Here is an 18193-nt window from a genome sequence, read left to right on the forward strand (position 1 = left end):
CTTTTCAGCTACACCAGACATTAAAAAGGCTCCCTCAGGAGCCTCTCATTATCAATCACGCCTGCGCCGGCAAACTAAAGCTCGAAATACTCCTTGAGAGCTGCTGCGCCTGCTCTTCCAGTGAAGCGGCGGCGGCGGCGGACTGCTGAACCAGCGCGGCGTTCTGCTGGGTCACGCCATCCATCTCTGTCACCGCCTGACCAACCTGGCTGATCCCGCGGCTCTGCTCTTCAGAGGCCACGGAGATTTGCTCCATCAACGTATTCACTTTATTCACGGAACTGATAATTGAATCAATAACTTCGCCTGAGCGGTTCACCAGTTCAGCACCGTTTTTGACGCTGGAAACCGACTGAGCAATCAGGCTTTCAATGTCTTTCGCGGCAACCGCGCTTTTCTGTGCAAGGGTGCGCACTTCACTGGCCACCACGGCGAAGCCGCGTCCTTGTGTGCCGGCACGTGCTGCTTCAACCGCGGCGTTGAGCGCCAGAATATTGGTCTGGAAAGCAATGCTGTTGATGACGCTGGTGATGTCCTCGATGCGCTTAGAGTTCGCCGCGATGGTATTCATTGTTTCGATCACTTCGCGGGTCACGGCCTCACCGGTGTGCGCATTGTTCACCGCGTCCTGCACCAGTTTTCCTGCCTGATGAACGTTATCGGTGTTATTCGCCACGGTCGCGCTCAGCTCTTCCATGCTGGCCGCCGTCTGGGTTAACGCGGAGGCCTGCTGCTCGGTGCGTGAAGCCAGATCGATATTCCCGGAAGCAATTTCCTGCGCGGCGTGGGTGACGGTTTGGCTCGCGTCACGCACCTGGGCGATAGTCGACAGAAGCGCCTGGCGCATCTGCTCCATTGAGCCCATCAGGTGATCGATTTCATTGCCGGAGGTGCCTTTTACCGGCACTGGAATGTCCAGTTTACCGGCGGCAATCTGGCTGCAGTGCTCGCGTGCCAGGTTGACCGGCGCGAAAACAAAGCGCTTCATCAGCAGGCTGACGGCAACAATCACGATTACAAACAGGAAAGCAATCGCCGCAATGATCGCCAGACCGGAGATGAAATTACTGCTCGCATCCTCGTTCAGGGTTTTGGCATATTTCTGGTGAACGGCAAGGACCTGGTCGAGAACGATTTCATACTGACGGTCGAGGCGGGACACCTCCGGGATAAGCGCATTAAACTTCGCGACATCGTGCGCAGCGGCGGCATCAATCAACGGTGCCAGCCCCTGGTTACGGTAGTTTTGCCAGGCATCCTGATACGCGCTCACCAGCGGCGCTTCATCCGACAGGCGCGGAGACGCCATAAACGCCGCAAAGGCATGATCCGCTTTTGTGAGGGCCTCTTTAACCGCGGAAAGTTTCGCTGACTCGTCAGCCGAGTTCCCCGCTTCCACCATCTTCACGTACTCCATCACCCTGACACGCAAGGTACGGCTGTGGTTAATGGGGTCAATGATCGACAGCACAACCTGGATTTCTTTGTTCACATTATCCAGGGAATTATTACTTTTAATGATGAGGCCAACGCTGGTAATGGTGCTGACGACAAAGAAGAAAAGCAGAGCAAAAAGGACAATCAGGGATGATTTTTTTAACGACATGGACCGATACCTCAAGAATAAACATTCCCTATCGTTATCGGCCGATCCAAAACTTAAATTAATTAAAGTTATTAACGTTTCCCTTCAACAGCCAGGGCTATGCTTTCGCTTTATAGCGCCGCTGCAGGGTGGCATCCAGTTTTCGCTGTAACGGTTGTGGCGTTTCGCCGTCGATCAGTTTGCCAATCAGATCAAAGCAGTGCCACGCCAGCTGGCGGTTATCCTGGCGAATGGTATCAACCGGAATGGTGAGCGAGTCGTAGAGGTAGTGATCGTCAAAGCTGGCTAACCGGATATCACTTTGCATCAGGTTATGCTGACCCATATAGCGCAATACCCCTTCCAGCAGACCACAGGCGGCAGTGAACAAGGCTTTTGGCGGGCGTCCCAGGCGGGCGCACAGCTCGGCGAACATCTCGTAGCCGGAGCTCGGGTGATAGTTTCCGTGAATGATCCACTCCGGGCGCAGCGCCACATTGGCCTCTTGCAGTCCTTGCTTAAACCCTTCCAGACGATCGCGCGTCGGGGAAAGCCGCGGCTGCCCGCCAAGGAAGTAAATTTCATCAGGATGCTGGCGCGCAATGTCGGCCACCAGTTCCGCCGTCGGGGTAATGGAATCGGTGATCACCAGCGGCAATGTGCTGTCGTTCATATGGCGGTCAAAAAGGACGACCGGCAGCTGTTCGCTCAGCTTCTGGTAGTCGGCATCATTGAGCATACTGGAGGCCACGATCAGCCCGTCCACCTGACGCGCCACCATGTTATTAACCACCACCGTCTCCTGCCCCGGGTTTTCATCACTGCAGGAGATGAGCAGTTGAACGCCCGCCTCACGGCACAGCGTCTCCAGTTCGTGAGAAAACACCGCAAAGCCGTAGTTAGTGATCTCCGGCACCACCAGACCGATGGTGTGGCTACGGTTATCACGCAGCGAGCGCGCGTGAATGCTGGGCTGGTAATGATGCTCTTTCGCAATCGTCAGCACGCGCTCACGCGTCTCTTCCGCCACGCGAAGCTCTTTGCTGCGCCCGTTCAGTACCAGGCTGGCGGTGGCTTTTGAAACCCCCGCCAGTTCCGCGATGTCTTTAATTGTGACGCGTTTTGTTTTTCTCACAACGACTTAGATCCGGCTGCCAAAACCCTTATTCTACCATGCAGCCGCGCAGCGACCAGTAGCGTAATGTGATGTCGGACCCACCTTCGAATCGCACCCGTGCCGGATGGTCAGGAAAATAGCGGCTGCTCATCACCCCTTCGCCATGATTGATGAAAATTTCAACGCTGGAGCTGTCACACAGAACGCGTAAATGATGAACGTCGCCCCGCCAGTAACGGGTCAATGTCTCCCCGGTTTTCAGGCTGGCGCGTTCCAGACGCAACCCGCTGTCCTCGACGATAAGGCGCAACGCACCGGCGAAATCCACGGTTACTGAAGATGAGGTGAGCTCGAACTCAAGGCGCGTCGCATCAAGAGCCGGGGCATCGCTGGCGTTACCCTGCCAGCAACACTCCTCTTCACGCAGTGCGTGCAGCTCGCGCACCGGCGTCTGCCACAGTTTGCCGTCACGGAAGTGTAATTCTCGCGGGCAGGTCATCTGATGGATCCACCCCTGCGCCCGTGTGGGCTGAAGCATCTCTTCACCGTCCGGCACGCCCATCCAGCCGATCAGGATCCGCCGTCCGTCTTCCGCCACCGTGGTTTGGGGAGCGTAGAACTCGAAACCGGCGTCCAGCTCGTGCAACTCGCCATGTTCAAACGTAGCGCGGGTATGGTCGAACGCCCCGCTCGTCCACGTGGCCGGATAAGTATTGAGATAGCGATGCGGTTCGCGCGCCAGCCCCTGCGGGCAGCAGATCAGTACGTGTGTCCCGTCGAGGTCAAACAGGTCCGGGCACTCCCACATGTATCCTGCCTCGGTCAGGCCGTTCACACCATGACCGGCAATCTCTCCGCAAGACGCCCAGTGGTGCAAATCGGCAGATGTGAACAGCAGTACCTTGCCGCGTTTTTGCAGATCCTGCGCCCCCAGTACCATGTACCACACCCCGTCGTGCTGCCACACTTTCGGGTCACGCACGTGCCCGGTGTAGCCTTCCGGCAGCGCAAGAACCGGACCGAGTTTTTTGAATGTACCGTCGGGCTGTTGCGTGGCAAGGCACTGCCAGGCGGTGCGGCTGCCATCATCAAATTTCACGTTGCCGGTATAACACAACGTCAGGACACCGTTGTTATCGACGGCGCTGCCGGAATAGCAGCCGTTGCGGTCATACTCCTCATCGGGCATCAGCGCCATCGGTTCGTGCTGCCAGTGCACCAGGTCTGCGGAACTCCAGTGTCCCCAGCACTTATAGCGATGGTCGCAATCCAGCGGGTTCCACTGATAGAACAGGTGGTAACGCCCGGCAAACCAGATAAACCCGTTAGGATCGTTCATTAGCCCCGTCACCGGTGCCGGATGCCATTGCGGATAATGGCTGTCGGCGTACGCACGCGGCTGGCCTTTCATGACGGCCTGCAGGATTGCAGGCCAGCGGGAAGGTAACGTCATTATTCAGAATCCGTTTTATATTTCAGCAGCAGCGAGACGGTAAACGCCACGCCGAAGGCAATCACCATGCCGATAATATAGTTGAGCAGCGAGCTTGCCTGCACGATCGCCATGCCCGGGATGGCAGTCAGCCCGACGGCGGTCATATAAACATGCACCGAGACCACCCACGCCCCGCCTGCCGCACCGCCAATCAGCGCGGCGATAAACGGTTTCACGAAACGCAGGTTGATACCAAATATTGCCGCTTCGGTAATGCCCAGCATGGCCGAAAACGCAGACGGTAACGTAATGGCTTTAATTTTTGCGTCTTTGGTTTTAAACCAGACCGCCAGACAGGCTCCCCCCTGCGCCACGTTGGCCATCGCCCAGATAGGCAGCAGGAAGTTAACGCCAATCGACGGATTCCCCAGTAACCCGGCTTCAATGGCATGGAAACTGTGGTGAATACCGGTGATAACGATAACCGAGTAAAGCCCGCCAAATAACAGCCCGGCCAGCCAGCCCGCATGGGCGATCAGGGTGCTCAGAACAAAGGAGATACCATCCCCTAACGCACGCCCGGCCGGGCCAATGATCAGCAAGGCAATAAAGCCGGAGAGAATAACGGTGAGGAACGGCGTCAGGATCAGATCTAACGCATCCGGAATAATACGGCGCAGGTTTTTCTCCACGATACTCATAAACCAGACGGCCAGCAGCACCGGGAATACCGTTCCCTGATAGCCAATCATGGCAATCTCAAGGCCGAAGAAGTTCATGGTGTGGAAGCCAGACGCCACGCCCCAGGCGTTTGTCAGCGCCGGGTGCGTCAGAATGCCGCCGAGGGTCGCCCCCAGATATGGGTTACCGCCAAATTCACGCGCGGCCGTGAAGCCAATCAGGATCGGCAGAATGATAAACGCCGCTGAGCTGCACATATCCAGCATGATATAGAGCGCGTTATCGGCATTGACCCAGCCGTAGGTTTTGACCATCCCGAGCAGGCCCATCAGTAAACCGGAGGCCACAATCGCTGGAATGATCGGCACAAAGATGTTTGAGAGCAGTCGGGCAATGCGCTGGAACGGGTTCAGCTTGCGTGCCGCCAGGTCAGCCGCTTCGGACTTGCTGGATTCGCTAATCCCTGCCGCCTGGATAAACGCGGCGTAGACCTTGTTAACCACCCCCGTGCCAAAAATCACCTGCATCTGCCCGGCGTTGCGAAAACAGCCTTTAACGCCGTCAACCTTGCCGATGGCTTGTTGATCGGCAAGCGTGTCGTCGACCAGCACCAGTCGAAGACGCGTTGCGCAGTGCGCCGCACTGGCGATGTTCTCTTTGCCACCGAGCAGCGGAATGAGCGCGCGGGCGATATTATCAAAATCCATAGATACCTCTGCCTGACTGTATTTTTATGATGTGAAAAACGCTCCCGCACTGCGGGAGCGTAAAAGGTTAAAACCAGGTTTCCATCTGTACCCCAAAGTTCCATTCCCCGCCGGCGTTGAAACCGCTGCTGCCAAAGGCATCATCGCTGGCGTAATTATCCAGTTTGCTGCTCCAGTCCATCCAGGTGGCGAACAGACGCAACTCAGGACGGCTGAAGAAATCGCCGATCTTGCCCGCTTTTAACGTTGGGGCAAAGGTCAGCTTGTAGAAACTTCCGTTGACGGCGTTTCGGTCTTTATACCCTTCCGGATTTAAATCCATGTACTGATAGCTGCCCTCAAACGCCAGGGCGAAATTCTGCGTGACTTCTTTAATCAGGCGGGTATTGAGCGTGACCCACTCATAGCTGTCGCCTTTGACATAGCGGTCTTTACTGCTCTGGGCCAGAACGGCAGGCGCGATATGCCAGCCGCCACCTAGAGGCGTGACACCGTAACTTGCAAATCGCCAGGTATCGGCTTCAGAGAGCAATGCGCCATCGGAACCGATGCTCTTCACCTCTGCCCCCAGCCCGTGGCCGTACAGCAGCGCCGTTTTGGCTGAACCTTCACGCAGGCCGTAGAAACTTTCATTGTGCAATCCGACCAGGGCATGGACGCCATTGTTGGCGGCGTCGGTTTTTATCAGATCGCCATTGCTGTCTTTGCGGTCGTCGTTGTCTTTTGCCCGCAGGCCGCTCACCATCAGCTGGAACGGCCCGGCGAAGTGGTTCATGCTCAGGATGTAGTTTTGAACGTTATTGTCGATTTGCTCTTCGCTGCCGAAGTTACGCCCGTAAAGAGAGAAGTTGCTGCGCAGCGATTCATTCCATTTCACGTCATACACGCCACCACCGGTACCGGCCAGGAACACCACATCGGAGTCCAGCCAGTGAATATCAAAGTTATCGCGGTCGAAGCGTTTACCGGCCCAGAAGGTACTGCCCTTCAGCGCGCCGGTAAAATCAGGCAGATTGCCCAGTTCAGCAAACGCCTGACGAATATTGAGATCGCTGGTGTCAGCGGACCAGTCGTTATAGGTTTTCTGACCATCCGCCAGCATGGCCTTGAAGCGCGTGGTTGCCCCGTTATCCAGGGTCTGTTTGTGTTCCACGTTCAGCTCAACGTAGGTATCGGCTTCATTCCCCAGACGCCCGACCGCACCACCGGTTTCCCCGGCTGGCGTCAGATAAGGGCCGCTTTTACTGCTCGACGCCGCATCGTTCATCAGCAGGCCAGAACGGGCATAGCCATGAAACTCAAACCCACTGCTCTGATCGGCTTTCTTCTCCAGGGCGGCGGTACGCTGCGCCACTTGCTGGGTTGTTGTTTGCGCCTGCTGCTGGGCAGTCACCAACTGCTGCGTTTTTTGTTCTGCGTCGGTGGCGCGTTTCTCCGCAACCTGCGCGCGGGTTTCCGCAGCCTGAAGACGCTGCTCCAGGGCAGCAAGACGCGCTTCGATACTCGTCATATCCGTTTGGGCAAAAACAGAGGTACTCCCGGCCAGCATGCCTATCATCACGGCAAGTCTGCGTTTTTTATACATTTTGTCGCATCCCTAAAAGAAGTCATTGAAAGTGCTAAATTGCTAAACCGGTTTAGGTTGATGATACTAAACCTGCCAATTTTGGATCGGCAATCTTTTTTGCTAAACCGATTTAGTAAGTGTGATCGAGGCGACAATTCAGGCCGCCGACAGACGGCCCGTTGCGGGAGGAATTACAGTTGCGGGTGATAAGGTAGCGCGGTCATCGCCCCTTTAGCCGTGGTGGCTAACGCGCCGCAGCGCTGAGCTAATGCGATCACGCGTGGAAGATCGTGGCTGTCAATGCTCCCAGCGCAAGCCAGTCCATAAAGCAGTCCCGCCACGAAGGCATCACCTGCGCCCGTGGTGTCCACGCATTCAACGGGGGTTGCCGGATAATGTTTCATCGTTCCGTCATGCCAGGCGATGACCCCGTCTTTGCCCTGAGTGACCAGCACCAGCCGGGCCGGACAGCGGCGCATCAGCGCGGCCAGCCCTTCCGTGATCTCAAGGCCGGCGGTTAAAAAAGCCAGTTCTTCGACGGAGAGTTTGACGACGTCAGCGCATTGCAGCGCCTGTTCGAGGCAGCGGCGCAGGTCGTCCTCATCCGGCCAGAGATCCGGGCGGATATTGGGGTCGAAACTGACATAACCCCCCGCTTCCCTGACCGTGTTCATGGCCTGAAACGTTGCAGAACGGCTCGGTTCAGCGCTCAGGGCAATGGAACAGACATGCAGCCACTCTCCTGCGCTAAAGGGCGGCAGGTCGGCTGATGCCAGAAACAGATCGGCGCTCGGGCGAACCATAAAGGTGAAAGAGCGTTCGCCCTGTTCGTCCAGATCCACGACCACAGTTGACGTGCGGTGTGCCGGGTCGAGGCGCATCCACTTTACGTCAACCTGCTCGTCAGCCAGCGTTTTATGCATAAAGCGACCGAAAGGATCGTCGCCGACCCTGCCGATAAAGGCGCTTTTCCCGCCCAGACGGGCAATACCGACCGCCACGTTAGCCGGCGCGCCGCCGGGGCATTGCAGCAACCGGCCTTCTCCCTCCGGTAATAAATCCACTACCGCATCGCCAAGTACCCAGATTTTTTGCATGTGATCCTCTCAGCTAAACAATGTTAAACCGTTTTAGCTATTTAAGCACAGGCAGGACGAAGGGGAAATAATACGGAAGGAAAATTGGCTTAACGCACCAGGTGTGGCCAGCTAATATCGCCTACGCCATTCAGCGCTGGACGGGCAAACAGAAAGCCCTGAAAACGTCGGATCCCGGCAGATTCAAGCCAGCACCACTCTTCCAGCTTCTCGATGCCTTCCGCCACCAGGGTGATTTCAAGGTCGGTGCAGCAGCTGACTATCGAGCGCACAATCGCCTGTTTTGGCCCACTGAGATGGATATTGCTGACAATTTCGCGGTCAATTTTAATTTTATCCGGCTGGAATCGGGTCAGCAGTGAAAGCCCGGCGTATCCGGAACCGAAATCATCGATCGCCAGGCCAATACCTTCAGCGCGCAGGTGTTTAATGGCGCTATTGAACTTGTTGAACCCGGAAATCATCTCGTTTTCGGTCACTTCAATGACCACCTGCTCCGGCTGAAGCCCATGTTGTTTAATCTGTTCAACCAGAAACTCCACGGCGCCAGGCACTTTCACCAGCGACATCGGGAGAAGATTCACCGCGATTTTATGGCTCCCGATCCCCAGTTTGTCGGCCAGCGCAAAAGCCCAGGCCTTGGTCTGGAGATCGACTTCATAGATTTTGTCCTGATCGAGGCGGCTGAAAAAATGCTCCGGGCTTCTCCCGTCATTACCGCGGATAAGGGCCTCAAGCGAACTGATTTTCCCTTCCAGCGGTTCGACGATGGGCTGGAGGGCGAACTGGCAGGTTTGTTTGTCCAGCAGACCCAGACTCTCGCCAAACGGCGATTTCTCACGCGAGAGCGTCCATTTCTCCGGGGCAAAACGCGCCCCCGACGGGGCCGGTCGTTTGCCGGTAATAAACGTCTGAATAAATTTGAACACCCGATCATCAGATGTCAGATAACTGTCCAGTTTGCTGTAATGCAGCACCGACTGCAGAACGTCTTTCGGCGACTGGTTCTGCAGGTCAAACAGCAGCATACCGACATTCTCAAAACGTCTGCGGGGGCCGTAATCCCGCATAAGCTCAACCACGCCGCTGTGCCGCTTATCCTCACGGATCTTCTGAAACAGCCTAACCACACTCTCTTCCGAGCCTTCGAGGAGTTGCAGGACATCATCCCCTTTTGAAAGAAGAACGCCGGTAATATTCAACCCGGCATTGCGCGTCCTGGCCTGTTCAACCAGCGCCTGGAGTTCGGCGGATCGGCAGGATAAATTCAACTGGCTGCGGTAAATAAGAGTAGTCAGCACAAAAACGTGTTCCGATAAGAGGTATGCGTTGGACATTACTGTTTAACATACTTCATCTGCGCGACCTAACAGATTAACCCCTTGCGGGAGAGGCTACTTTTTCTCATCCCCGATGCGTCTGTCAATTCTCTCCTGCATGTAGGCATAAAACGGGTTCGAGGTCACCCGCATTAACGCGTCTTTGCCTACACTCAGCACGGAGGTTTCCCCCCACAGCGCAATCGTGCCGAGGCTAATGCCATACCGGTTTTTCTCCGCAGGATGTCGGCCATAGAGATCGTCATCAGGCGGGAACGGCACGGCGACATGCGACAGTGAATAGACCTCCTGCGGCCAGGACATCGCCAGCGGTACCGCGGTCTCATCGGTGCCTCCCGCCGGGGTTATTTTCGCCACCGCAGCAAAACTGTCCGCGCTGGCATTGGTAATAATCGTGACACCGTAACGCCTTTTCGCCACAGGCAGTAACTCAGAGGTCGCCGCCCACGACGACGGTTTAAAGAGAGGACGGAAGCTGGCGGCCTGATTGATATCAAATACAACCAGCTCGCTGCCGTTCGCCGGAAGCTGGTCAAATAACCCGGTGACCACGGCGCGGGTGCTGACCGTTGAATCCATCACCGACTGGAATGCGAGTACCGGCGGCAGCTGGTCCAGCCTGTGCTCCCGGGCATCCCGCCCCATTTGCTCCTGCAGGGCCTGGGTCAAGAGCCATGACTGGCGCGCCGCATTGACCGGGAAGGAGTTGTATTTATACGGGTTATATTCCGGCGAGATGTTTAACCATGCCGCTTTGGCAAACGGCGGTAACATCGCCGGCAATCCGGCCAATCCTGCAAACCGGGCGAACGCCGTGACGCCAATCATTGGCGAGAGCAGGATGAGCTGTTGCGGTTTGCGAAGCGCAGGCGTGTCCAGCGCATCAAGGGCATATTTCATCGCCAGCGCCCCACCGTTGGAGTAACCCACCAGATGCAGGGGAACATTGTCTCCCGCCAGCCGCGTGGCTTCGCGCACGGCAAGGCGCGTCGCCGCCAGCCACCTCTCCCAGTCAACGTCGGTCAGCGCGCCGGGCGCGGTGCCGTGACCGGGCAGGCGTGGAACCACCGCCACAAAACCGTGCTGCTGATAATCACGGGCAAGATGCCGGACACTGTAAGGCGAATCTGTTAGCCCGTGCAGCAACACCACCGCGCCGCGTGGCGTTCCGGCGGGCATCAGCACAAAGGAGCGGTTGGCATCGGGTGAAAATTTACCGGGCCAAACCAGGCTCTGACGGTAGTAGCGGTTTAACGGCGTGCGCTCCTCACCCTGGGTTTTGCGCGTTACCGCGTTATCCAGATCGGTGAAAATGGCGTTTTCCCGGGCGACATACTGGGCAAAATTCGCCTTATCGATCTCGCGTACGGACATCTCATCTGCCCGCCAGGTATGCCAGAGATGCAATTCCGGCCCCTGCTGCGAGAGATAAACCCGAACCGCGAGCAGGACGATCAGTACCACTCCTGCGATCGTCGCCATTTTCTTTGCGAGCGCCATCAGGCGCACGCTGATACGCCAGGGCAAGTTCGCCATGCCGGGATCCCTTTCATATTTACGTTGTCTCTATCTTATCAAAAATGTGAAGACGCTGACGTATTCACGAAATTCATACCTCCCCACTCAGCCAGTGCACCAAAAGTGAACTACGCTGCACAAATGTTGATCATTGGTTAACTAAATATTGCATGAAGTTTGCAGCACAGCGGCGTCCCGTCTCTCTGTGGACATGGCACGCGTCATGCATTGTTAATCAAATAACACAAACCTGATGACTGACAGCCTGTTAACAGCGAGGCGGTATGACGACGAAACCCGAGGTGTTGAGCCGTATTGAAGCCACGTTCAGCCAGCTGACCCCCAGCGAGAAGCGGGTGGCGAGCTGGCTGCTGGCGCATGCCGCACAGATCCCGTTTGAAACAGCTGAAAGCGTGGGTCTGGCGACCGGCACCAGCGGCATTACCGTGGGACGCTTTCTGCGAAAACTCGGCTACCGCAATCTGGAAGATGCCAAAAAGAGCCTGCGCGACCCGCATCAGCCCTGGGGTATGAACGAGCGGCTGGACTCCTGGCAGCAGCAGTCCCCTCTGCCCAACCGCCTTCAACACTCTCTGTCGCTGGAGGTGGATGCCATCACCCAAGTTTATCAGCTGGCGCACACCGACGCATTTCGCCATGTGGTTCATCAGCTTGCCCACGCGGATGCGGTTTTTGTGCTGGGGATCCAGTCGACACGTGGGATAGCCAATGCCTTCTTCAGTCATCTTGAGTACCTTCGTCCGCGCGTCAGTTACGCCGAAGGCGTGTCCGGCAGCTGGGTTGAATCCCTGAACTCCGGTTTCGCCCACCCCTACGTGGTGCTGACCGATACCCGCACCTATTCCACCATTGCGCGGCAGTACTGTCGGGTCGCGAGCGAAAAAGGTATTTCGCTGGCCCTGATCACCGATATCTGGTGCCCGTGGGCGCGGGATTACCCGCTTGATTTACTGCAGGTGAAAACCGAAACCGGCCATTTCTGGGATTCGCTGGCACCTGTGAGCTGTCTGTTCAACCTGCTGCTGTCAGGTGTCGTGGAAGCGCTGGGTGATGCCCTTCCACCGCGGCTGGCGGTAAACCGGCAATTACAACAAGAGTTTGGTCAATTCGAACGTTAAAGGAGCGGAGCTATGCCCCCAGAGAGTGAACTGATTGATGTGGCGAAGACCTTCCCTGCGCTGCATATCGATCTGAAATACGCCACAGCCGACAACATCACGGGCCGTCCGATTTATCAGGAGGCGCTGTGCCTGCTGCATACCGATGCGGCCACCGCGCTGGCGAAAGCCATCAGCATCGCCGCACTGGCCGGGCTGAAGCTGGTGGTCTACGACGCTTATCGCCCGCAGGAAGCGCAGGCTCAGTTGTGGGATGCCTGCCCGAACCCGGAATACGTGGTTGATGTGGCGATTGGTTCCAACCACAGCCGCGGGACGGCCATCGACGTTACGCTGATGGACGAACAGAACACCGTGCTGGATATGGGGGCCGGTTTTGACGAAATGCACGACCGCTCGCATGCCTGGCACCCGTCCGTGCCGCCGCACGCGCAGCGCAATCGCCTGCTGCTTAACGCCATCATGTCCGGTGGCGGCTTTGTGGGGATCAGCAGCGAATGGTGGCACTTCGAGCTGCCGAACGCGGCCAGCTATCCCCTGCTTGACGATCGTTTTGCCTGTTTCCCGTTGACGCACACCCCTCTTTAAAACTGGAGCACTGCCATGAAAACAACGCTTCTTACCACCCTGATCGCCGCCTCGCTGGCACTCAGCGCACCGGTTGCGCTGGCTGCCGTCCCGAAAGATATGCTGGTGATCGGAAAAGCGGCCGACCCGCAAACGCTCGACCCGGCGGTGACCATTGATAACAACGACTGGACGGTGACCTACCCCGCCTATCAGCGTCTGGTGAAGTACAAGCCAGGCTCCACCGAGGTGGAGGGCGACCTGTCAACGGGCTGGAAAGCGTCAGAGGATCAGAAAGAGTGGACCTTTACCCTTACCGATAACGCGAAATTCGCCGATGGCACGCCGGTTACTGCCGAGGCGGTAAAACTCTCCTTTGAACGTCTGCTGAAGCTTAGCCAGGGGCCGTCTGAAGCGTTCCCGAAAGATCTCAAAATTGATGCGGTCGATCCGCACACGGTAAAATTCACCCTCAGCCAGCCGTTTGCCCCATTCCTCTATACCCTGGCCAACGACGGTGCGTCGATCGTTAACCCGGCGGTGTTAAAGGCGAACGCTGCCGATGATGCACGCGGTTATTTAGCGCAAAACACTGCTGGGTCCGGGCCTTTCATGCTGAAAAGCTGGCAGAAAGGTCAGCAGCTGGTGCTCGTTCCGAACCCACACTGGGCGGGTGAAAAACCACACTTCAAGCGTGTTTCGGTGAAAATTATTGGTGAAAGCGCTTCACGCCGCCTGCAGCTTTCCCGTGGCGATCTGGATATCGCCGATTCACTGCCCGTCGATCAGATTTCAGCCCTTAAGCAAGAAGGCAAAGTGGCGGTGGCGGAATATCCGTCCCTGCGCGTGACCTATCTTTATCTGAATAACAGCAAAGCCCCGCTCAATCAGGTGGATTTACGTCGGGCCGTCTCCTGGGCAACGGATTATCAGGGAATGGTGAAAGGCATCCTGAGTGGCAATGGCAAACAGATGCGCGGCCCGATACCGGACGGCATGTGGGGGTTTGACGCCACGGCAATGCAGTACAGCTTTGACGAAGCCAAAGCCAAAGCCGCGCTGGAGAAAGTCAAAGACAAGCCGACAAGCCTGACATTCCTCTATTCAGACAACGACCCCAACTGGGAGCCGATCGCCCTGTCCACGCAGGCGAGCCTCGGCAAGATCGGCATCAACGTGAAGCTGGAAAAACTGGCTAACGCCACCATGCGCGATCGTGTCGGGAAAGGTGACTATGACATCGCTATTGGCAACTGGAGCCCGGACTTTGCCGACCCGTACATGTTCATGAACTACTGGTTTGAGTCGGACAAAAAAGGGTTGCCGGGTAACCGCTCGTTTTACGAGAACAAAGAGGTCGACGCCCTGCTGAAGGCGGCCCTGAAAACCACCGATCAGGCGGAGCGTACCCACGATTACCAGCAGGCGCAGAAGGTGGTGATCGACGAGGCGGCCTACGTGTATCTGTTCCAGAAGAACTACCAGCTGGCGATGAACAAAGAGGTGAAAGGCTTCACCTTTAATCCAATGCTGGAGCAGGTCTTTAACATCGCCACCATGAGTAAATAACGGTTCTCGCCGGGGGAAAGTGTATGACGTTCTGGAGCATTGTGCGCCAGCGCTGCTGGGGGTTAATCCTGGTGGTGGCCGGTGTCTGTATCATCACCTTTATTATTTCACACCTGATCCCCGGCGATCCGGCCCGCCTGCTGGCCGGAGACCGCGCCAGCGACGACATTGTGCAAGGCATCCGCCAGCAGCTGGGGCTGGATCAACCGCTGTATATCCAGTTTGGTCGCTATGTGGATGCGCTGGCCCATGGCGATTTAGGCACCTCTATCCGCACCGGACGTCCGGTCGCGGAAGATTTGAAAGCCTTTTTCCCGGCCACCCTGGAGCTGGCTTTTTGTTCCCTGCTGCTGGCGCTGGTTATCGGCGTGCCGCTGGGGATTTTATCGGCGGTCTACCGTGACCGCTGGCTGGATCATCTGGTGCGGTTAATGGCGATGACGGGCATTTCAACGCCCGCATTCTGGCTTGGGTTGGGGGTGATTGTCCTCTTCTACGGGCATCTGCAACTTCTGCCGGGCGGCGGAAGGCTTGACGACTGGCTCGATCCACCGACGCGCGTTACTGGCTTTTATCTGGTGGATGCGCTGCTGGAAGGCAACGGGGAGGTCTTTTTCAATGCCCTGCAGCATCTGATTTTACCTTCAATGACGCTGGCATTTGTTCATCTTGGCATTGTAGCGCGTCAGGTCCGCTCGGCCATGCTGGAGCAGCTCAGTGAAGATTACATACGAACCGCACGCGCCAGCGGATTGCCCGGCTGGTACATCGTGCTGCGCTATGCCCTGCCCAATGCGATGATCCCGTCGATTACCGTGCTTGGACTGGCACTGGGCGATCTGCTGTATGGCGCAGTCCTCACTGAAACCGTCTTTGCCTGGCCGGGAATGGGCGCCTGGGTCGTCACCTCTATTCAGGCACTCGATTTCCCTGCTGTTATGGGCTTCGCGGTAGTGGTCTCACTGGCCTATGTGCTGGTTAATCTGGTGGTCGATCTGCTCTATCTGTGGGTTGACCCGCGAATCGGGCGCGGAGGTGCCGAATGATGTTGACTCAGGAAACGCCCGTCCCGGTTAAAACAGCGAAAGCAGGCATCAACTGGGCAAAACTGTTCTGGATGCTGCGTAAAAGTCCCCTCACGCTGATTGGCGCCGCGATCATGATCCTGATGCTCCTGCTGATGGTGACATCACCGTGGATTGTGCCGCATGACCCCAATGCGCTGGATTTGACCGCGCGTCTGCAGGCTCCGTCTGCCGAACACTGGTTTGGCACCGATGAGGTTGGCCGCGATCTGTTCAGCCGGGTGCTCGCCGGCAGCCAGCAGTCGATCAGCGCGGGGCTGGCCGTCGTGGTGATTGCGGGTGGTATTGGCTCGCTGCTGGGCTGTTTGTCTGGCGTGCTGGGCGGGCGCGGCGACGCCATTATTATGCGCATTATGGACGTGATGCTCTCCATTCCCTCGCTGGTGCTGACCATGGCGCTGGCGGCGGCGCTGGGGCCGAGCCTGTTTAACGCAATGCTCGCCATCGCGATTGTACGTATTCCGTTTTACGTGCGTCTGGCACGCGGGCAAACCCTTGTCGTGCGCCAGTTTACCTATGTTCAGGCGGCCCGCACCTTCGGCGCATCACGCTGGCATTTAATCAGCTGGCATATTCTGCGCAACGCCCTGCCGCCGCTGATTGTGCAGGCTTCGCTGGATATTGGCAGCGCCATTCTGATGGCCGCCACGCTGGGCTTTATCGGTCTGGGCGCACAGCAACCCACCGCCGAATGGGGCGCGATGGTTGCCGTAGGGCGCAACTATGTACTTGACCAGTGGTGGTATTGCGCTTTTCCTGGCGCGGCCATTTTGATTACCGCCGTGGGCTTTAATCTTTTTGGTGACGGCATCCGCGACCTGCTGGATCCGAAATCAGGAGGGAAACAGTCATGACCGACTCTGTTTTAACCATCGAGGATTTACATCTGAGTTTCCCGATATACCGCGGTGAGGTTCATGCGCTGAACCACGTCTCGCTGGAGATTAAACGGGGTGAGATTGTCGGCGTAGTGGGCGAGTCGGGGTCGGGGAAGTCGGTTACCGCCATGCTCGCCATGCGCCTGTTGCCGGAAGGCAGCTACCGAATTCATCACGGTCAGGTGACATTGCTGGGAGAAGATGTTCTGACCGCATCGGAAAAACAGTTACGCCAGTGGCGCGGGGCAAAAGTGGCGATGATTTTTCAGGAGCCCATGACCGCCCTGAACCCAACGCGACGGATTGGCAAGCAAATGGTGGAGGTGATCCGCCAGCATCAGCCGCTCGACCGTCGCGCGGCGCAGCAAAAAGCGATTGCCCTGCTGGAGGAGATGCAAATCCCGGACGCGAAAGCGGTGATGGCGCGTTATCCGTTTGAACTGTCCGGCGGCATGCGTCAGCGAGTGATGATCGCCCTTGCCTTCTCCTGCGAGCCTGAACTTATCATCGCCGACGAGCCGACCACGGCGCTGGATGTGACCGTGCAGCTGCAGGTCCTGCGTCTGCTGAAGCACAAGGCGCGGGCCAGCGGAACCTCGGTGCTGTTTATCAGCCACGATATGGCCGTGGTTTCCCAGCTCTGTGACCGGATGTATGTGATGTACGCGGGAAGCGTAATTGAGAGCGGTGCCACGCAAACGCTGATCCACCATCCCGTTCATCCCTACTCCATCGGCCTGTTGCAATGTGCACCTGAAAACGGTGCGCCGCGCGAGCTGCTTCCGGCCATTCCCGGCACGGTGCCTAATCTCAGCCAGCTTCCACAAGGCTGCGCGTTCCGCGAGCGCTGCTTTACCGCCGGGACGAAATGCGGTGAGGCACCGCGCTTGCTTCCCAATGGTGCAGAGGGCCAGATGGCTGCCTGCTGGTACCCGCAACGGGAGAAACACCATGTCTGACATTTTGCTTGAACTGGATAGCGTGCATGTCAACTTTCCCGCGCGCAAAAACTGGCTGGGCCGCGTCACGGAACAGGTGCATGCCCTCAATGGGCTGGACCTGCAGATCCGTCGCGGCGAAACGCTGGGCATTGTTGGGGAATCCGGCTGCGGGAAAAGCACGCTGGCACAGCTATTGATGGGCATGCTCAGGCCCAGCACCGGCGACTATCAGCGGACGCATCACGCGGGCGGCATGCAGATGGTTTTTCAGGACCCGCTCTCGTCCCTCGACCCGCGTTTACCGGTGTGGCGCATCATCACCGAGCCGGTGTGGGTGCAAAAACGCAGCAGTGAACGCGAACGGCGCCAGCTTGCAGAGACGCTGGCGATGCAGGTGGGTATTCGTGCGGAATACCTTGACCGGTTACCGCATGCCTTTTCAGGCGGGCAGCGCCAGCGCATTGCTATCGCCCGGGCGCTGTCGTCCAATCCAGACATCATCGTACTCGACGAACCCACCAGCGCGCTGGATATTTCCGTGCAGGCGCAAATCCTCAACCTGCTGGTAAAACTGCAGCAGGAACGGAACCTCACCTATGTGTTGATCTCACATAACGTCTCGGTGGTCAGACACATGAGCGATCGTGTGGCGGTGATGTATCTGGGCCAGATCGTGGAACTGGGAACCACCGATCAGGTCCTTGTCAGGCCACGCCATCCCTACACCCGGCTGCTGCTTGATTCCGTCCCCAGAACCGGTGAACCGCTGGATGAAAACCTGGCGCTGCGTAAAACAGAGCTTCCTGGCAATCGTCACCTTCCCACCGGCTGTTATTTCCGGGACCGTTGTCCGCAGGCAGCGCAAGGGTGCGAGCATCCGCAGTCGCTACAGCCTTCAGTTGAGGGCTGTAGCGTGCGTTGCTGGCGCAATCTGAGCGAGTAGCCACGCAGGGTGGCGCTGTTTCAC

15 protein-coding genes are annotated in these 18193 nt (G+C 57.3%); 7 read left to right on the plus strand and 8 right to left on the minus strand.

Going from position 1 to position 18193, the window contains the following annotated elements; genetic code table 11:
* Nucleotides 1-55 precede the first annotated feature (55 nt).
* The 8 genes from JTA15_RS06845 to JTA15_RS06880 all read right to left on the minus strand — a co-directional run bounded on the left by JTA15_RS06845 (nt 56) and on the right by JTA15_RS06880 (nt 11065).
* Complete coding sequence (locus JTA15_RS06845; RefSeq protein WP_040017542.1) at nt 56-1606, minus strand: methyl-accepting chemotaxis protein; 1551 nt, start codon at nt 1604-1606, stop codon at nt 56-58.
* A gap of 97 nt (nt 1607-1703) precedes the next feature.
* Nucleotides 1704-2720 carry a LacI family DNA-binding transcriptional regulator gene (locus JTA15_RS06850; RefSeq protein ID WP_196087876.1) on the minus strand — a complete coding sequence of 339 codons (1017 nt, stop codon included), beginning with the start codon at nt 2718-2720 and terminating at the stop codon, nt 1704-1706.
* A 28-nt stretch (nt 2721-2748) separates the two neighbouring features.
* Nucleotides 2749-4155, minus strand: coding sequence for a sucrose-6-phosphate hydrolase (locus JTA15_RS06855; protein ID WP_219373031.1), 1407 nt, complete (start codon nt 4153-4155; stop codon nt 2749-2751).
* Nucleotides 4155-5525, minus strand: a complete 1371-nt coding sequence (locus tag JTA15_RS06860; protein ID WP_025204151.1) for a sucrose-specific PTS transporter subunit IIBC — start codon at nt 5523-5525, stop codon at nt 4155-4157. The genes JTA15_RS06855 and JTA15_RS06860 overlap by 1 nt, the downstream gene beginning before the upstream one ends.
* A 67-nt stretch (nt 5526-5592) precedes the next feature.
* On the minus strand, nt 5593-7110 hold the full coding sequence (locus JTA15_RS06865) for a carbohydrate porin (protein WP_014170154.1): 1518 nt from the start codon (nt 7108-7110) through the stop codon (nt 5593-5595).
* Between the two features lie 173 nt (nt 7111-7283).
* Nucleotides 7284-8189: an aminoimidazole riboside kinase gene (locus JTA15_RS06870; protein ID WP_219373032.1), complete on the minus strand. Its 906-nt coding sequence runs from the start codon at nt 8187-8189 to the stop codon at nt 7284-7286.
* 89 nt (nt 8190-8278) lie between these two features.
* On the minus strand, nt 8279-9490 hold the full coding sequence (locus JTA15_RS06875) for a diguanylate phosphodiesterase (RefSeq protein ID WP_219373033.1): 1212 nt from the start codon (nt 9488-9490) through the stop codon (nt 8279-8281).
* 93 nt (nt 9491-9583) lie between these two features.
* On the minus strand, nt 9584-11065 hold the full coding sequence (locus tag JTA15_RS06880) for a carboxylesterase (protein ID WP_047744690.1): 1482 nt from the start codon (nt 11063-11065) through the stop codon (nt 9584-9586).
* A 266-nt stretch (nt 11066-11331) separates the two neighbouring features.
* Here JTA15_RS06880 and JTA15_RS06885 point away from each other — a divergent pair, with 266 nt between their 5' ends.
* Genes JTA15_RS06885 through JTA15_RS06915 form a run of 7 tightly spaced genes read left to right on the plus strand, consistent with a single transcriptional unit; the run spans nt 11332 to nt 18169 of the window.
* Nucleotides 11332-12186: a MurR/RpiR family transcriptional regulator gene (locus JTA15_RS06885; protein ID WP_219373034.1), complete on the plus strand. Its 855-nt coding sequence runs from the start codon at nt 11332-11334 to the stop codon at nt 12184-12186.
* 12 nt (nt 12187-12198) lie between these two features.
* Nucleotides 12199-12774: a D-alanyl-D-alanine dipeptidase gene (gene ddpX / locus JTA15_RS06890; protein WP_014170160.1), complete on the plus strand. Its 576-nt coding sequence runs from the start codon at nt 12199-12201 to the stop codon at nt 12772-12774.
* 15 nt (nt 12775-12789) lie between these two features.
* The gene (locus tag JTA15_RS06895; RefSeq protein ID WP_219373035.1) at nt 12790-14322 is read left to right on the plus strand and encodes an ABC transporter substrate-binding protein; all 1533 of its coding nucleotides are present in this window, start codon (nt 12790-12792) and stop codon (nt 14320-14322) included.
* A 23-nt stretch (nt 14323-14345) separates the two neighbouring features.
* Nucleotides 14346-15368, plus strand: a complete 1023-nt coding sequence (locus JTA15_RS06900) for an ABC transporter permease (protein ID WP_014170162.1) — start codon at nt 14346-14348, stop codon at nt 15366-15368.
* Nucleotides 15365-16261: a D,D-dipeptide ABC transporter permease gene (ddpC, locus tag JTA15_RS06905; protein WP_020884090.1), complete on the plus strand. Its 897-nt coding sequence runs from the start codon at nt 15365-15367 to the stop codon at nt 16259-16261. The genes JTA15_RS06900 and ddpC overlap by 4 nt, the downstream gene beginning before the upstream one ends.
* Nucleotides 16258-17244, plus strand: coding sequence for an ABC transporter ATP-binding protein (locus JTA15_RS06910; RefSeq protein ID WP_219373036.1), 987 nt, complete (start codon nt 16258-16260; stop codon nt 17242-17244). Before ddpC ends, JTA15_RS06910 begins: the two co-directional genes overlap by 4 nt.
* Nucleotides 17237-18169: an ABC transporter ATP-binding protein gene (locus tag JTA15_RS06915; protein ID WP_025204144.1), complete on the plus strand. Its 933-nt coding sequence runs from the start codon at nt 17237-17239 to the stop codon at nt 18167-18169. Before JTA15_RS06910 ends, JTA15_RS06915 begins: the two co-directional genes overlap by 8 nt.
* The last annotated feature ends 24 nt before the right edge of the window (nt 18170-18193 follow it).

The sequence above is a fragment of the Enterobacter sp. BIDMC 29 genome (assembly GCF_019378755.1).
Classification (GTDB): domain Bacteria; phylum Pseudomonadota; class Gammaproteobacteria; order Enterobacterales; family Enterobacteriaceae; genus Enterobacter; species Enterobacter ludwigii.

Excerpts from the sequence above, each read along its gene's own strand:
- JTA15_RS06845 (WP_040017542.1), bottom strand. The coding sequence starts at position 1,606 with ATGTCGTTAAAAAAATCATCCCTGATTGTCCTTTTTGCTCTGCTTTTC.
- JTA15_RS06855 (WP_219373031.1), bottom strand. The coding sequence starts at position 4,155 with ATGACGTTACCTTCCCGCTGGCCTGCAATCCTGCAGGCCGTCATGAAA.
- JTA15_RS06860 (WP_025204151.1), bottom strand. The coding sequence starts at position 5,525 with ATGGATTTTGATAATATCGCCCGCGCGCTCATTCCGCTGCTCGGTGGC.
- JTA15_RS06865 (WP_014170154.1), bottom strand. The coding sequence starts at position 7,110 with ATGTATAAAAAACGCAGACTTGCCGTGATGATAGGCATGCTGGCCGGG.
- JTA15_RS06870 (WP_219373032.1), bottom strand. The coding sequence starts at position 8,189 with ATGCAAAAAATCTGGGTACTTGGCGATGCGGTAGTGGATTTATTACCG.
- JTA15_RS06880 (WP_047744690.1), bottom strand. The coding sequence starts at position 11,065 with ATGGCGAACTTGCCCTGGCGTATCAGCGTGCGCCTGATGGCGCTCGCA.
- JTA15_RS06885 (WP_219373034.1), top strand. The coding sequence starts at position 11,332 with ATGACGACGAAACCCGAGGTGTTGAGCCGTATTGAAGCCACGTTCAGC.
- ddpX (WP_014170160.1), top strand. The coding sequence starts at position 12,199 with ATGCCCCCAGAGAGTGAACTGATTGATGTGGCGAAGACCTTCCCTGCG.
- JTA15_RS06895 (WP_219373035.1), top strand. The coding sequence starts at position 12,790 with ATGAAAACAACGCTTCTTACCACCCTGATCGCCGCCTCGCTGGCACTC.
- JTA15_RS06900 (WP_014170162.1), top strand. The coding sequence starts at position 14,346 with ATGACGTTCTGGAGCATTGTGCGCCAGCGCTGCTGGGGGTTAATCCTG.
- ddpC (WP_020884090.1), top strand. The coding sequence starts at position 15,365 with ATGATGTTGACTCAGGAAACGCCCGTCCCGGTTAAAACAGCGAAAGCA.
- JTA15_RS06910 (WP_219373036.1), top strand. The coding sequence starts at position 16,258 with ATGACCGACTCTGTTTTAACCATCGAGGATTTACATCTGAGTTTCCCG.
- JTA15_RS06915 (WP_025204144.1), top strand. The coding sequence starts at position 17,237 with ATGTCTGACATTTTGCTTGAACTGGATAGCGTGCATGTCAACTTTCCC.